Annotated in this window: 14 protein-coding genes; 12 read left to right on the plus strand and 2 right to left on the minus strand. The window is 60.9% G+C overall.

All coding sequences use genetic code 11. The annotated features are described in order from the left end of the window. The first annotated feature begins 109 nt into the window (after positions 1-109). The 10 genes from SH292x_RS05650 (at position 110) to SH292x_RS05695 (ending at position 9,244) form a co-directional block, all read left to right on the plus strand. Complete coding sequence (locus SH292x_RS05650) at positions 110-2,005, plus strand: ATP-binding protein (protein WP_442484612.1); 1,896 nt, start codon at positions 110-112, stop codon at positions 2,003-2,005. A 205-nt stretch (positions 2,006-2,210) separates the two neighbouring features. Next, positions 2,211-2,756 carry a hypothetical protein gene (locus SH292x_RS05655; protein WP_442484613.1) on the plus strand — a complete coding sequence of 182 codons (546 nt, stop codon included), beginning with the start codon at positions 2,211-2,213 and terminating at the stop codon, positions 2,754-2,756. A gap of 227 nt (positions 2,757-2,983) precedes the next feature. Further along, entirely contained in the window at positions 2,984-3,541 is a 558-nt protein-coding gene (locus SH292x_RS05660; RefSeq protein WP_442484614.1) for a hypothetical protein, read from the plus strand. Positions 3,542-3,593: 52 nt separating this feature from the next. Beyond that, entirely contained in the window at positions 3,594-4,301 is a 708-nt protein-coding gene (locus SH292x_RS05665; protein WP_442484615.1) for a zinc metallopeptidase, read from the plus strand. Between the two features lie 145 nt (positions 4,302-4,446). Next, the gene (locus SH292x_RS05670) at positions 4,447-4,986 is read left to right on the plus strand and encodes a hypothetical protein (RefSeq protein WP_442484616.1); all 540 of its coding nucleotides are present in this window, start codon (positions 4,447-4,449) and stop codon (positions 4,984-4,986) included. Positions 4,987-5,016: 30 nt separating this feature from the next. Next, a complete protein-coding gene (gene thiS, locus SH292x_RS05675) occupies positions 5,017-5,226 on the plus strand; it encodes a sulfur carrier protein ThiS (protein WP_442484617.1) in 210 nt (69 codons plus the stop codon). A 54-nt stretch (positions 5,227-5,280) separates the two neighbouring features. Next, positions 5,281-6,120 carry a thiazole synthase gene (locus tag SH292x_RS05680; protein ID WP_442484618.1) on the plus strand — a complete coding sequence of 280 codons (840 nt, stop codon included), beginning with the start codon at positions 5,281-5,283 and terminating at the stop codon, positions 6,118-6,120. A gap of 218 nt (positions 6,121-6,338) precedes the next feature. Further along, positions 6,339-6,833 (plus strand): YciE/YciF ferroxidase family protein, encoded by a 495-nt coding sequence (locus SH292x_RS05685; RefSeq protein WP_442484619.1) that lies wholly within the window; start codon positions 6,339-6,341, stop codon positions 6,831-6,833. Between the two features lie 141 nt (positions 6,834-6,974). Next, positions 6,975-7,220: a hypothetical protein gene (locus tag SH292x_RS05690; protein WP_442484620.1), complete on the plus strand. Its 246-nt coding sequence runs from the start codon at positions 6,975-6,977 to the stop codon at positions 7,218-7,220. 32 nt (positions 7,221-7,252) lie between these two features. Next, positions 7,253-9,244, plus strand: a complete 1,992-nt coding sequence (locus SH292x_RS05695; RefSeq protein WP_442484621.1) for an ATP-dependent DNA helicase — start codon at positions 7,253-7,255, stop codon at positions 9,242-9,244. Here the strand turns inward: SH292x_RS05695 and SH292x_RS05700 are convergent. After that, entirely contained in the window at positions 9,241-9,789 is a 549-nt protein-coding gene (locus SH292x_RS05700) for a hypothetical protein (RefSeq protein WP_442484622.1), read from the minus strand. The genes SH292x_RS05695 and SH292x_RS05700 overlap by 4 nt on opposite strands. A gap of 321 nt (positions 9,790-10,110) precedes the next feature. On the opposite strand from SH292x_RS05700, the gene SH292x_RS05705 reads away from it, so the two are divergent. Continuing rightward, positions 10,111-10,824, plus strand: a complete 714-nt coding sequence (locus tag SH292x_RS05705) for a DNA alkylation repair protein (RefSeq protein ID WP_442484623.1) — start codon at positions 10,111-10,113, stop codon at positions 10,822-10,824. 240 nt (positions 10,825-11,064) lie between these two features. Here SH292x_RS05705 and SH292x_RS05710 read toward each other — a convergent pair whose 3' ends face one another. Beyond that, positions 11,065-13,011, minus strand: coding sequence for a DUF4914 family protein (locus SH292x_RS05710; protein ID WP_442484624.1), 1,947 nt, complete (start codon positions 13,009-13,011; stop codon positions 11,065-11,067). A gap of 272 nt (positions 13,012-13,283) precedes the next feature. Between SH292x_RS05710 and SH292x_RS05715 the strand changes: the two genes are divergently transcribed. Beyond that, positions 13,284-14,834, plus strand: coding sequence for a right-handed parallel beta-helix repeat-containing protein (locus tag SH292x_RS05715; RefSeq protein ID WP_442484625.1), 1,551 nt, complete (start codon positions 13,284-13,286; stop codon positions 14,832-14,834). Positions 14,835-14,837: the final 3 nt, after the last annotated feature.

Here is a 14,837-nt window from a genome sequence, read left to right on the forward strand (position 1 = left end):
AACCGAAAGAATTCCGTGGTACGACGCGAGCTAATCTTGGCTTCGAGGGGCGGTTCGATCACAATCAAGCCTGCACGTTTGCCTTCCTCATTACTCTTGTCGCCGCGCTATGTCCGATCTTGATCAGCTTGGTTCGTTTTATTTGGGGCGCGAGCATGACTTGGCGACCGCGACGACGTCCGACGTTCCACTGCTCTACAAGAGCAAGGACCTGACGACGCACGCGGTGTGCGTCGGCATGACCGGGAGTGGCAAGACGGGGCTATGCTTGTCGCTGCTGGAAGAAGCGGCGCTCGATGGCATTCCGGCCATCTGCATCGACCCCAAGGGGGACCTGGGCAACTTGCTGCTCGCGTTTCCCGACTTCGATCCCGCGAAGTTCCGTCCGTGGATCGACGAGAGCGAAGCGACTCGCAAAGGACAGACGCCTGACGAGTTCGCTGCCTCCACGGCCACGATGTGGAAGGAAGGGCTTGCGAAGTGGGACGAAGATGGCGAGCGCGTTCAGAAATACTGCGACTCGGTCGAGCGGGTGATCTACACGCCGGGCTCGACGGCGGGCATACCGATCTCGGTGCTTAAGTCGTTCAGCGCACCGGCCGCCGAAGTGCGTGACGACAGCGAGGCGCTGCGCGATCGGGTGGAGTCGGCCGCTTCGGGATTGTTGGCGCTGGTGGGTGGTGGTACCGATCCGGTGAATTCGCGCGAGCACATTCTGATCGCGAACATCCTCCTGCAAGCGTGGCTGGCGGGCGAAGACCTGTCGATCGCCGATATCGTCGAGCGGGTGCTCGAGCCGAAACTGCCGGGCGACCGCGTAGGGAGTTTGCCTCTCGAAGATTTCTATCCGAAGAAGGACCGGCAAAAGCTGGCCGTGCAGCTGAACAATCTCTTAGCGTCCCCCTCGTTTGCGGGGTGGATGGAAGGGGTGCCGCTATCGATTCAGGACCTGCTGTATAGCGCCGAGCGGAAGCCGCGGCTGTCGATCTTGTCGATCGCGCATTTGAACGACGCCGAGCGAATGTTCTTTGTCACGATCTTGCTCAACGAACTCGTGGCGTGGATTCGCACGCAGCCCGGCACTAGCAGTTTGCGGGCGATTCTCTACATGGACGAGGTCTTCGGTTACTTCCCACCGGTGGGCGAGCCGCCGAGCAAGCGGCCGATGCTGACGCTGCTGAAGCAAGCCCGCGCGTTTGGTGTGGGCGTGGTACTGGCGACGCAAAACCCGGTGGACCTCGACTACAAAGGCCTTTCGAACTGCGGCACGTGGCTCCTCGGGCGATTGCAAACCGAGCGCGACAAGGCCCGCGTGATCGAGGGCTTGCAAGGTGCATCGGCCGAGGCGGGGTCGAAATTCGACAAGCAGGCGATGGAGCGAACGCTGTCGTCGCTCGGCAATCGCGTGTTCCTGATGAACAACGTGCACGACGACGCGTCGACCGTATTCAACACACGCTGGGCAATGAGCTACCTCGCCGGCCCGCTGACGCAGTCGCAGATTAAGACATTGATGAACGGCGTGCGGGACAAGTTCTCGATCGTGAAACCCTCGCCGCCGAAACCAACCCGCGAAATGACGAAGGGGGAGGAGAAACCATTGCCTCCGACTCCGCCCGTCGTCGTCGCAAAACGCGCGGCAGTGGATAAGGAGATCGAAAAGCTCAAGAAGAAGCAATCGGACGCGTGGTATCAATTCGTGACTTCAATGGGGGACGCATTCCGTCGGACGTTCGACTTCGTATCGCGGACGATGGGGAAGCGAGCGACCACGCGAAGCCAGTCGACGCTGATGACTTCGCTCGGCAACGTGTGGGAGAAGTTCTGGAAGTGGCGGCAAGCAAGTGCGCCGCTGAGGCCGTACGTCCAGCACGCGAAGAAGCTCGATAGGCTGGAACGACGACTACAGAAGCTTCAATTGGAAGACCAGGAGAACGCCGCGGAGATTGAGAAGGTCGAAGCCGAGCTCTTGGAACTAGCGAAACAAGAAGTGGTCGTCGGCTAGTGATCCATTTGGGCCAGCCGGAAGCGTCAGCGCCAGGAGCTGAACCCGGGGACCACGCGATACTCGACGAATTCTCCGGGCGCTGACGCTTCCGGCTCGCCTTTGAGCAGAAAGTGCGAAATGGCATCGGCTGGCGACACTTGAGGGGGCTGCCTAGAATGGGGGGACTTTGTTTTCCCATTATCTCTCTGCATTTGGTGCTCTGTTGATCCGCTCCACCGCTTCGCTGTTTGTGATGGCTGCTCTGTGCTTGTTGGCGACGGGGTGCCAGCAGTCGGTTTCGACGCGGCTGGTGGGGGCGTGGCAAGGACGGCCTGACACCACGGCGGCGGCTGCCAAGCGAAGTGCCGAGCTGAAGGCGAAAGAGCGGAGCTTGGCGAGTGACGATGCGGCCGCGGCGCCGACGGACGCCGAGTCGGACGTGACGCCCGCGAAGACCGATCTGGAGTTGCACGACTTGGCGATTGAGCTGACGTTTGCCGAGAACGCCCAGGTGAGCATGTCGCTGGGGGATGGTTCGCAGCCGCTCAGCGGCACGTGGCGAGTGGTCGAGACGCTGCCACCCCGCGGCGCGGAGATCGAGATCAGCTTGGCGAAAGCGGAAGCAGAAGCCACCGACAAACCCGCACCCCCCAGCGAGAAGCGGCGATTCATCATCGACTTCCAAGGAGATGAACCCGCGTCCGGCTACACGCTCGTCGAGAAGGGGGCGGATCCTCAGTTTGGGCGGTTGTATTTTGAGAAGAAGTGACGGCAGATGACGCATATAAAGGTTGTTTTCCGGAACACTAATCTGCGCTAATCGTCACTAGTCGAAAACATTAGCGAGGATTAGCGGCGATTAGTGTTCTTCCTTTTGTAGATTGAAATCCTCCGTCGCGGCGACGTTATATTGGTCGTGCACAGCGTGAAGCGCCGGGTCGGCGCTCCGCTTGATCCGGCCTACTGAGCACACCTAACCCTTAGCCCCCAAACCTCATGACCGAGCGCGAACGTTGGATTGTTTACCCATTGTTGTTCTTGGCGCTGGGGGCGGCGCTGCGGGATAAGATCATCAAGACAACCGAAAGCCAGCGGATTAAGTGTCAGGGGCTGGTGGTAGTCGACTCCGAGGACCGGCCGCTGTTGGTGCTGGGAGCCGAGCAGTTTCCGGAGATGGGGATTGCGCGAGATCTTCTTCGCGTCGATCAAACGGAGTCGCAGATTTTGCTGGCGGGGCAGGTGGAATCGAACCAGTACGTCGTCACTCAAGGGACGAAACGCGTGCTACACCTCAACGCGCAGAACGGCGTGGCGGTCGCCAACCTGCTGAGCGTGATGTCGCACTTCATGCAGCAGCTTCAAGCGTTTCAGCAGGCGCAGCAGCGACAGTTGCAGCAAGGGCAGGGGGTTCGCCCACCGGCGATGCCTAACGCGCCCGGCACGCCAAATGCAGTTCCGAACGCAGTGCCGAACAACACCGTTCCGCAAGGCGCGGCGCGGGCATTGCCACCGGGGGCGACGCTTCCGCCGGTGACCGAACCAGAGACACCCTAAGAGCGTAAACTACAGTGCGTAACTCGACTGTTCTTTCCGCCATCCAACGACCATGATTTTTCCGTTCGACCCGCTGTATTTCGTGTTCCTCGCCCCCGCGTTGCTCCTGGCGATGTGGGCGCAAGGGCGTGTCCGCGCGACCTACGCCGCGGCGTCGCAAGTTCGCGCGCCAATCACGGGGCGTGGGGCAGCGCGGATGATCCTCGACGCCGCTGGTTTGCACGAGGTGCCGATCGAGCCGGTCCAGGGGCAGATGACCGACCACTACGACCCGGGGCATCGCGTGTTGCGACTGAGCGAGGGCGTTTACAACCAGCCGTCGATGGCCGCGGTGGGCATCGCCGCCCACGAAGCGGGCCACGCTATTCAGCACGCCCAGAACTACGCCCCGCTGATGCTCCGCAACCTGGCGGTGCCGGCCGCGCAGTTTGGTGGCAGCTTTGGCATGGGCATCTTGTTCCTGGGACTCTTGCTGGCGCAAGGTGGCTCGGGGCTCGGTGGCCTGTTGTGCTTGGCGGGCATCGCGCTGTTCGGGGCGGTGGTCGTGTTCCAGGTGATCAACCTGCCGGTGGAGTTCGACGCGAGTCGTCGTGCGAAGCAGGAACTTGTCTCGCACCAGATCGTCAGCCCGGAAGAAATGGGGCACGTGAATGGCGTGTTGAACGCCGCGGCGTGGACCTACGTGGCTGGCACTTTGCAAAGTGTCGCGATGCTGCTGTACCTTCTGACGCGATTCGGCGGCCACAGTCGTAGCGACTAATCCGTTGAAGGGGCGTGCCGAAGGGCCTTTTGCCGGCATTTCTCGCCCGCAATGGCAGTGGCGAATAAAAGCCAGCCGCGGTACGATTAAGGGGAAGGTCGCCGCGAGCGCGGCGTTGTCGCCTGTTGCCAGAAGGAGTTCCCCCATGTCCCATGTTTCCACGCTGGGCCAGTTCGCTCGCGGGCGTTATGCGTTTCTTGCCCTCGGTCTCGTTGCCGGCTTGGCGGTGGGTCTGAACATTAAAGGCCTATGGCCGAGCGTCCCGCTGCACGCTTCGGCGACCGATGGCTACGAGAACTTCTCCATCGCCACGGGCCTCGTCGATGGCGAAGTCGAAGCGCTGTACTTCCTCGATTACCTAACCGGCGACTTGATTGGTGCCGTGATCAATCCACGGACCGGTAAGTTCAACTCGCGGTTCACCTACAACATTTCGCAGGACTTCACCGCTGGCGGGCGGAACGCCAAGTACCTGATGGTGACGGGACTCGCGAACATGCCCCGCGGCCGTGCGGGTTACCAGCCCGCCGCGACGGTGGTTTACATCGCCGACGCCAACACCGGGCAGGTTGGTGCCTACATGATGCCGTGGAACTCGTCGATGCAAGCCGCGGGCAAGCCTCAAGAGGGTGTGTTCCAGGTGCTCGACATGCAACAGTTCCGCACCACCGTGGTCCGCGATTAGGGTCGCACGTTTCGGAAATCGTACAAACCTATGGACCATCTTCACCTGTCTGTTAACGGCGAGCCCCGCGAGGTTCCCCCCGACCGCACGATCGCCGAGCTGCTGGCCGAACTCGAAGTGAACGTCAAGCACGTCGCCGTCGAAGTGAATGGCCAGTTGGTCCCCCGCACCGAGCATCTCGGTTACCAATTGGCGGACGGCGACCAGCTAGAGATCGTCACCTTAGTAGGTGGCGGCTGACTTGTTTCTTTTACTCCATTCGAGCCCCTAGCCCCCAGTCCCAAGCTCCCACCGTTGAACACCATCGACCACTTCACCGACACGCCACTCCAAGTTGGCTCGCACACGCTCACCAGCCGTTTGATCGTCGGCACCGGCAAGTACGCCACCTACGAACTGATGGGCGAAGCCCTAGAGCGTTCGGGGACGCACTGCATTACGGTGGCGGTGCGGCGCGAGCGGCTGATTGACGCCGAGGGGCGCAATCTGCTCGATGCCATCGACAGCAGCAAGTACATCCTGCTCCCCAACACGGCAGGTTGTTTCTCCGCCGAAGACGCGGTGCGTGTCGCGCGGCTGGGGCGGGAGATTCTGAGTGGCCTGGAGAATCCCGGCGCGAGCTGGGTGAAGCTCGAGGTGCTCGCCGATACGCGGACGCTGCTCCCCGATCCCATCGAGACGGTGAAGGCGACCGAGCAGCTGGTGGCCGAGGGCTTCGAGGTGCTCGTCTACACCAGCGACGACCCGGTGGTTGCCCGGCGGCTGAAGAATGCCGGCGCGGCGAGCGTCATGCCGGCGGGAAGCCCCATCGGTTCGGGGCAGGGGATCTTGAACCCCAACAACATTCGCATCTGCCTGGAGTACTTGAAGGAAGGCGACCCCGATTATCCGGTGATCGTTGACGCCGGCGTGGGTGCCGCGAGCGACGTTGCCGCGGCGATGGAGCTGGGCGTCGATGGAGTGCTGCTCAACACGGCGATCGCCCACGCGGAGGATCCGCTGCTGATGGCCGACGCCATGCGTCACGCCACGCTCGCGGGCCGACTGAGCTACCTCGCCGGCCGCATCCCCAAGCGGCTATACGCCACTGCGTCGAGCCCCGAAGAAGGGGTGATTTCGCTAAAGCGGCGGTAAGGTGGGTGGGCTGCGAATCTTCTCGCCTTCTCCTGGCCGGTTGGCAACCATGCTGCTCCGCCTTAGATCGCGCGCTGGCTGAACTCGCCATCGAAGGTGGCGAAATCTTCGATAAGCGGCTGGTGCTATCGCTTAGGCGCACGGTTTGCAATCTCCCTGGCAGCAGGTCACCAATCATCGGTGATCCATCCAAATAACCCTTGCCAGGAGAACGAACGATGAACCTCGATTCGCTCGAAAAGCTCTACGTCCATGAACTCAAGGACCTCTACAGCGCCGAGACTCAGTTGCTCGAAGCGCTGCCCAAGATGGCGGAGGCCGCTTCGCATGAAGATCTGAAGGCTGGCTTCAAAGAGCACCTGAAACAAACCAAAGAGCACGTTGTGCGACTGGAGTCGATCTTCAAGACGCTCGACTTCAAGCCGGGCGGGCACAAGTGCAATGGCATGGAAGGGCTGATCAAAGAGGGCGAAGAGGTCCTCAAGGAAGATATGCCCGCGGAAGTGCGCGACGCCGCCCTGGTGGCTGCCGCGCAGCGAGTCGAGCACTACGAGATCGCCGGCTACGGCGTAGCGGTGGCGTACGCCGAGAAGCTCGGACACAAAGACCACGCCGACCTGCTCACGCAGACGCTCGAAGAAGAAGGAGCGACCGATCGCAAGCTCACACGGCTCGCGAGCCGCAGTCTCAACTTCTTCGCGCTCACTGCCTAAGACATCGTTCTTGTCGGACAACCATCTGTGGGAGGCCTCTCCGAGGCCGATGTGGGTTGGACCCCCACCTGGACATCGGGCTCGGAGAGCCCTCCCACAGTTGTTATTGATGCAGCTTCAATTTACATGAGGAGAATCGTGATGGCCGATCAACCGGATGGCTGGGGATTGTGCAAGGACTGCAAGTGGTGGCAGATTGAACCTGACGGCGAAGTTCAGGATTTGACGCTCGGTGTGTGCATCGAGAAAAAGCTGCAGGACTACAATGTCCGCATCTCGGGGCTCGGGGGTTGCAATCGTTTTCAAGAGGGGCAACCCACGGCCTACGAAGGGGCGAGCGAGAAGCCGCCGCATATGTTGACCAAGGGTGCCCCGCCTGCCGGCTAGCCCATTTGGCCCGTGAGACGTAACCTTATGGCATGACGCTCACGACGGCTGACATCCTGGGACCGGACGGCCGCATCGCGCGGCGGCTGAAGCAGTACGAAGACCGCCCTCAGCAGCTCGAAATGGCGGAGGCGGTGGGTCGAGCGATCGCGAACAAGAAACACCTGGTCGTGGAAGCCGGCACCGGCGTGGGCAAGAGTTTTGCCTACTTGGTGCCAGCGATCCTCGCGGCCACGGAGCCACCCCCCGAGGGTGCTCCGGCTGACACAAAAGGCAAGCGTGTCGTCATTTCGACGCACACCATTAGCTTGCAAGAGCAGCTAATCGCCAAGGACTTGCCGCTGCTCAACAGCGTGATCCCGCGCGACTTCTCATCGGTGCTGGTAAAGGGTCGTGGCAACTATTTGAGCCTTCGTCGACTCGGCGCGGCCATGAAACGTGCCAACAGCCTGTTCGATCAGGACGAGGAGTTCTCGCAGCTACGCGAGATCGACCGCTGGGCGGGCGAGACGCACGATGGCTCCCTTACCGATCTCGCCCGCAAGCCGCTGGGCAGCGTCTGGCAGGAAGTCGCGAGCGACAGTGGCAACTGCCTCGGCCGCCGGTGTGCGATGTACAAGAAGTGCTTCTACTACCGCGCTCGACGCCGCATGCAGCACGCCCAGGTGCTGGTCGTGAATCACGCGCTGCTGTTCAGCGACCTGGCACTCCGCCGCAACGGCGTGAGCATCCTGCCCGACTACGACATTCTGATTCTCGACGAAGCCCACACCGTCGAAGCGGTCGCCGGCGATCACTTGGGTATCCGCGTCACGAGTGGACAAGTCGAGTACACGCTCTCGAAGCTCTACAACGACCGCACCCAGAAAGGCCTGCTGCTGCATCACGGCTTGTCGCACATCGCGCAGCAAGTCGAGCGATGCCGGCTGCACTCCGACGACTTCTTTAGCGATCTGTGGCACTGGTCGGTCTCGAGCGGTCCGCAAAATGGCCGCGTCACCACGCCGGGACTCGCGAGCGGGCAGCTTGCCGAGGAACTACAAACGCTCGCTCGGCAAGTGAAAACGGCCGGCAGCCGGATGCAGGAAGAATCGGACCGGCAGGATTTCACCTCGGCGCACGATCGGCTGTTGTCGCTGGCGTTTGAGATTGAGACATGGCGGATGCAAACGATGGGCAACACGGTCTATTGGATGGACCGGTACGAGACGAGCCGCGGCCGCCCGAGGATGTCGCTGGTTGCCGCGCCGCTGGAAGTTGGCCCCGCGCTCCGCGAGCACCTGTTCGATCAAGTGCCGACCGTTGTGATGACGAGCGCCACGCTGTCAGCCGGCAGCGATCGCGCGGGGTTCGAGTTCTACCAGTCGCGCGTCGGCGTCACGCAGTGCGAGGCCCTGCGGCTCGGGAGTCCGTTCGACTACGCCAAACAGGCCACGCTGGTCACCATGCCCTCGATGCCCGACCCGTCGGCCGAGCGGACGGAGTTCGATCGCAAGTCGCTCGAAGCGATCAAGCACTACGTGCAGGAGTTCGACGGCCGGGCGTTTGTGCTGTTCACCAGCTACGAGGCGATGCGCAAGGCGGGGAGCGGTCTCGCGCGGTGGCTGGCGTCGCAGAACCTGCGTTTGCTATCCCAAGCCGATGGCACGCCGCGGACGCAACTCGTGGATATGTTCAAGGAGAACCCGCGGAGCGTATTGCTCGGTACCGACAGCTTCTGGCAAGGTGTCGACGTGCCGGGCGACGCGCTGCAACTGGTGATCATCGCCAAACTGCCGTTCGCCGTGCCCGACCGCCCACTGCTCGAAGCACGCCTCGACGCGATCAAAGAAGCCGGCGGCAATCCGTTCCGCGACTACCAACTACCCGAAGCGATCCTGAAGTTCAAACAAGGCTTCGGACGACTCATCCGCACCAAGACCGATACCGGCAAAGTGGTGTGCCTCGACCCGCGGATCGCGACGAAGCCCTATGGGAAGATGTTTTTGGAGAGCTTGCCGGACTGCCGGGTGGTGGCGAATTAGCGCGACGTGCCGGCGATCGGAGACTGATGCTCCTCAACCAAGATCAGCATCACCGTCGGTCTCACTTGCTTGCCTTGGGTGGGCGTGACATCAACTGGCACGACGATCCGCTGGCCAAAGGTAACGTCGCAAGTCATCTGGCATCGTCGCGTTGGAAAGCTCGGTAGGGCAGGAGTATTCGATCTATCGATGCCAGTCCAACCGTAGTCGATAGCTAGATGTGCGTGAGTGGCGTCGACGGTCGTCGCTGTGATATCCACTTTAGTGCCGACCCACTTTTCCATGAGGGATCGGTAGTAGTAGATCGGAACTTGTCGTCCCATGCCACACTTAAATTGCTCGTCAGCTGGGAAAACAAGGTTGGCGCGATCGACCTCTTCGGCTAGGCCCTCCGTCACGAGTAAATTTGGAAAGCTGAGTGGCAGGGCCCAGCTTCCACCCATGAGGCTGAACTTCACGCGATCATCGACGATTTCGTAGTCGATCCCTACCTTTCGTAGCTTCGCCTCATCTAATTCAAGGACTCGCATTTGTACGGCAATCATGCGAGGTGCTTCACTCGTATTCGATGCCGACTCCTGGGCTTTCGCTATCGAGCTAAATACCAACGCCGCCAAGACCAGTCCGCTGAGAGTGAGGGAGGAGTTCATCACTTGCCTTACGGATAAAGGACGGAGAAGTCGAAGAAGACGAGGGCAAGCGATTCTAGGCGATCCGTCACGCATCGCACAACTTCATAAACCCCGGTGATTTCGCCCGTGTTCGCTGGCAGGAGGACACTGCGATCGGTGGCTACGGTAGCCGGCGCCTTCGGCTGGGCGTTAGACTAGGCGTGCTCAATACTCTCTCTACGGAGTTCTTCAGTCATGCAAACGATTGAACAAGTGATGGCGGCGCTCGAAGCCAAGGGATCGGCGCAGACTCGCAAGACCTTCGCCCGGCATGGAGCGCCGGTGGATTCGATGTTCGGAGTGAAGGTGGGCGACATCAAAGAGATCGCTAAGAAGATTAAGGGGAATCAAGAGCTTGCACTCGCACTCTACGACACGGGCAACTCCGACGCGATGTACCTCGCCGGCATGGTGGCCGATGGCCGGCAGATGACGAAGGCGCAGCTCAACGCCTGGGCGAAGGGGGCGACGTGGCGCATGATCGCGGACTCCGCCGTGGCGGGCGTGGCGGCCGAGAGTCCTCACGCGTGTGAGTTAGCGCTGAAGTGGATGGACTCAAAGAAGCCGCTGATTGCGTCGGCGGGGTGGAATACCTATTCGTTGTATCTTAGTGTGACGCCCGACGCCGACTTGGACCTCGCAGAGATTAAAACACTCGTCGAACGCGCTACTTGTGAAGTTCACTCCGCGCCCGACCGAGTCGGCTACGCAATGAACAATTTTGTGATCTGCGTGGGTACGTACGTCGCACCGCTGCTCAAATTCGCGAAAGCAGCGGCCAAGAAGATCGGCAAAGTCGAAATCGACATGGGAGATACGGCGTGCAAAGTCCCTCTGGCGAGTGAGTACATTGCGAAGGTTGAATCGATGGGCCGCGTTGGGACTAAGCGGAAGAGTACGAAGTGCTGAGGATCGATCGACCTGGGTGGCACCGACAGTCGGCCGGATAAAGCTCTGCGACCTCTGCCACATGGTTCGGCCGATTGTCGGTGTGCGCAGCACAATAGGCATTGGGTATGGGGGACGGCAAGGGTCGCTAACAACCTCTTGTCGCGAGCGACACCGACACGTGCCCGGCCAAGCTACATAGCCAAACATGTTCCAATCGGGCAAGTGTCGCTGCCACCCATGATCAAGGGCGATGCCTTGCTACACCCCCGCGTCGAGCCGCTGATAATCCTCCACCGAAGCCCCGTCGAGGCACGCCTGGATGATTTGCTTACCAAGCGGGTTGAGGTCGTCAACTTGGAATTCGCGGATGTGGCGGTGGAAGAACTCGGTGAGCATCGCGGCACCCTTGTTGTAAGTCTCTTCGCCGACTTCGGGTTGCTGGGCGACGTCGAAGAACCACGAGCCGATGGTTTGGCCTTCGACCGTCAGCGTGTGCTTGGTGAGTCCCAACAGCGGGCAGCGAGCGGGCACCAAGTCGCCGGGGCGGAACTGCGCGCTGCCACGGCGTGCGAGGTACTCGCGGGCGACCCACTGCGGCGCGAAGCCAACTTTCCAGCAGCCGATGTGTTGGTTGGGGATCAACACGAACAGCGTCTTCTGCGTCTGCATGATTTGGTCGAGCAGGATGTTCGCTTGGTCGACTTTGCGACCGGTCGCGAACGGCCAGAACGAGCCGACCCCTTCGGACTGCATGCCACCCTGGTCGACGATCGATGGATTGCCATGCCCGCGCGGAGCGACCAATCGCCACAGCCACGCAAGCGACGCCGGCAGGACGTGGAACAGACCGAGGATGCCGTAGGTTGGGTTTTCAGCCGTGCACGGTGGGCAGCGAACGCCGAAGCTTCGCACGTCCACCGTCACCGGCTTGTTGATGATGCCGGGGATGAACTGCCGGGGCACCACGACGCGTGGGTTCGGGCATGGCTTGCCCGGCTCGTCCATCGTGTGCTCCCAGATGAGCGTGGTGGCTCCGGGGTGCGCCTCGATGTTGAGGAACAACAGCGGACCCGGTGGCGAAATGGTGATGCGTTCCAGATGGGGATCGATGCCATAGCGATCGATGTGGTTGATGCGAATGAACCACGCCGACTCGGCATCGGTGAGCGTCAGCTTGCCCTCGGTCGAGCGATCGGACTTGAGCTCGGTGTGACAAAGGGCCATGTCGTCGGTCACAGGGCGGAGTTCGCAGCCGCGTGGTAGCACCAACTGCCGCCGATCGCCGGTCACCGTGTTCTCGCCAAGCAGCACCGTGCCATCGGGCTCGCGGTGCATCAGCTCAAGCATCTCGCTCTTGCCGCCGCCCGAGGCTCCTTCGTGCATGATGAACGTCGAGTTCTCGTAAGGCGTGATCACCTCGACGGTCGAGCAATGCGCGGTGGTCCAAGGCGCGGCGTCGCGCTCGCCAAGCGTGAGCAGCATGCCGTACACGCCCTTCTTCGCCGACGGACCTGGGTAGAGATTGTACGAGAACAGTTCGTGCAAATTCACGTCGTCTTCGAACCGGCGATTGTGGACAACGATCTGCTTGCCGTCGAAATGCGTGTGGCGGAACGGCGGCGCCACGTACACCACGGCGCCATGATGGTAGTTCGCGCCTGCCTCGCGAATCTCCTCCAGCGGCACGATGCCCTGCAGCATCGCGAGCCCGAGCGCGAAGAACCCCGCATTGGCAGGCGCGATCGCCACGGCATTGAGCGGTTTGTCGGAAAGGCCCGTGCGGAAGAAGAACGCGGCGATCGGCTGCTCTTTGAGCCATTCGATCGTTTCGTGACGCAAGTCGGTGAATGGCTTACCGTAGCGTGTCTCGTAAGTCGGCTTGTCGGTATGCGTGTCGTCGCCGACGAGCATGCAATCGGGATCGCGCCGCCGCATGTAGGCATCCATGTAGTTTGCTGCCACGCCGTTGCGAGTCTGGCAAACAATCGCCTCGGGCACGAAACCCTGATTTGGTACGTCGTACCCGACGGTGTAAAAACCATTGGGCGCCACTTCACCCAGCCCAAGCGAAGCGTCAGGCGTCGAGAGCGCGACCAGCTCGTCGACGCTACCCGCTAAATGCAATCGCCCCGCTCGCTCCGCGGCTTCGAGCACCGACATGGCCGTGAAGGAGAGTGTGAGGTCCGGAAAAGCAGAGAGCGGCATCGTTGAACCTTCGTGTGGATGAGGGGCAACAGGAGGTGACACCCGAGTGTAAAAAGTTCGGCGGGGGAAGGAAAGCGCTGGTGCTATTAACGGCATTTTCGACCTTAGTCAGCGTCACTGGCCGCCGCTTGCCACTAGTGTCGAACCCGGTGACGACCAATTCCCGGGAAAAGCCAATGCTATATAGTGATGGTGGCTGAAGGGGCCGCTGGCCACGCGATGGGTTGGCCGTAGAATCACAACGCCGCTCTCATCGCTTACGGAGATAGAAGATGGTCCGCTTCGCCTCGTTGGTTGCCTTAGCGCTTCTCGTTTCATCCGCTATCGGCCGCGACTTGGTGGTCGATCCCCTGGGTAATGACGCCAACGCTGGCACGGCTGCATCCCCCTGGCGAACACTACAGCACGCAGCCAACGAGGTCGCGGCCGGAGACCGAGTGACGGTGCGAGCTGGGAGCTATGCGGGCTTCAATCTGACCACAAGCGGCTCAGCAGAGGCGCCGATCGAGTTCGTCGGGTCGCCAGGAGCCATTATCAGCTCGACAAACCCACAGACCAATGACGGCATCAACTTAGAAGGCGCTTCGCATATCGTCATTGACGGTTTTAAAGTTGGGGGTATGCCGCGAGCGGGGGTGCGGACGGTAGGTCCTTGGGTCAATGGCCAGCAGGCCTTTGCGCAGTTCGTGACGATTCGCAACGTGACGAGTCACGACAACGGCAAGTGGGGCATTCTCACGGGCTTCGTGAATGACTTGTTGATCGAAAACAATCGTACGAGTGGATCCATCGACGAACATGGCATCTACGTTAGCAATAGCGGTGATCGCCCCGTTATTCGCAACAATGAGATTTGGGGAAATCGGGCGAACGGCATCCATATCAACGCCGACAAGTTTTCGGGGCTCGACGGGGTTATCGAAGAAGCTGTGGTAAGTGGGAACGTTATTTACGACAACGGCCTGGGGGGCGGCAGCGGGATCAATCTCGACGGAGTACGAGACTCGTTGATCGAGAATAACCTGATTTATAACAGTCACTCCAGTGGTATCTCGCTGTACCAAATTGACGGTGCGGGTCCGTCTACGGGCAACGTGATCATTGGCAATACCGTGGTCCAGGCCTCCGACGGTCGATGGGCGTTGAATATGAAGAACGGTGCAGCGAACACAACCGTCGCTAACAACATCTTTCTCAGCAATCACTCGTTTCGGGGTGCCATTGATGCCTCGCCCGATAGTCTTGTGGGGCTAGTTAGCGATCACAACGTGTTGATTCCACGTTTTACGACTACGAATGGCGCGTCCGTTTCGACGCTAGCCCAATGGCAGGCGAGCACCGGCCAGGATCTGCACAGCATCGTCGCCGCCTCCGCTGAACTGTTCGTTGCACCCGCTCAGGGAGACTACCGGCTGCGCGGTGATTCGCCCGCACGTGACGAAGGCTGGGGAGCACATTCACCTCCGGCGGACTTCCTGGGGGTGCCGAGACCGCTAGGAGCGGGTGTAGACATCGGTGCCTTTGAATGGCGGCCTGATGGCGACTTCAATGGCGACGGAACAGTGAACCTTGCTGACTACACCGTATGGCGTGACTCTTTGGGCGCGTCGGGTTTGCGACGTTACGCTGGGGCCGATGCCACTGGCGATGGTAACGTGACCGCAGAAGATTACGCGGTGTGGAAAACGAACTTCGCCGGCGAAAATGAGGCAACTTCAGCGACTGGTACCAACGCCGTCCCCGAACCGTCCGCGTGGCTGCTATTGGCCGGCGCGGTGGCCGTCCTGAGCCGGTACGTTGACCGCCGCCCTCGTCGAGCGTAACGT

This window comes from Aeoliella fuhlenseeensis, assembly GCF_052161615.1.
GTDB lineage: Bacteria > Planctomycetota > Planctomycetia > Pirellulales > Lacipirellulaceae > Aeoliella.

Coding starts and splice junctions, on each gene's coding strand:
- SH292x_RS05660 (WP_442484614.1), top strand. CDS start 2,984: ATGACCGAGCGCGAACGTTGGATTGTTTACCCATTGTTGTTCTTGGCG.
- thiS (WP_442484617.1), top strand. CDS start 5,017: ATGGACCATCTTCACCTGTCTGTTAACGGCGAGCCCCGCGAGGTTCCC.
- SH292x_RS05695 (WP_442484621.1), top strand. CDS start 7,253: ATGACGCTCACGACGGCTGACATCCTGGGACCGGACGGCCGCATCGCG.
- SH292x_RS05700 (WP_442484622.1), bottom strand. CDS start 9,789: ATGATTGCCGTACAAATGCGAGTCCTTGAATTAGATGAGGCGAAGCTA.
- SH292x_RS05690 (WP_442484620.1), top strand. CDS start 6,975: ATGGCCGATCAACCGGATGGCTGGGGATTGTGCAAGGACTGCAAGTGG.
- SH292x_RS05670 (WP_442484616.1), top strand. CDS start 4,447: ATGTCCCATGTTTCCACGCTGGGCCAGTTCGCTCGCGGGCGTTATGCG.
- SH292x_RS05685 (WP_442484619.1), top strand. CDS start 6,339: ATGAACCTCGATTCGCTCGAAAAGCTCTACGTCCATGAACTCAAGGAC.
- SH292x_RS05650 (WP_442484612.1), top strand. CDS start 110: ATGTCCGATCTTGATCAGCTTGGTTCGTTTTATTTGGGGCGCGAGCAT.
- SH292x_RS05715 (WP_442484625.1), top strand. CDS start 13,284: ATGGTCCGCTTCGCCTCGTTGGTTGCCTTAGCGCTTCTCGTTTCATCC.
- SH292x_RS05710 (WP_442484624.1), bottom strand. CDS start 13,011: ATGCCGCTCTCTGCTTTTCCGGACCTCACACTCTCCTTCACGGCCATG.
- SH292x_RS05665 (WP_442484615.1), top strand. CDS start 3,594: ATGATTTTTCCGTTCGACCCGCTGTATTTCGTGTTCCTCGCCCCCGCG.
- SH292x_RS05705 (WP_442484623.1), top strand. CDS start 10,111: ATGCAAACGATTGAACAAGTGATGGCGGCGCTCGAAGCCAAGGGATCG.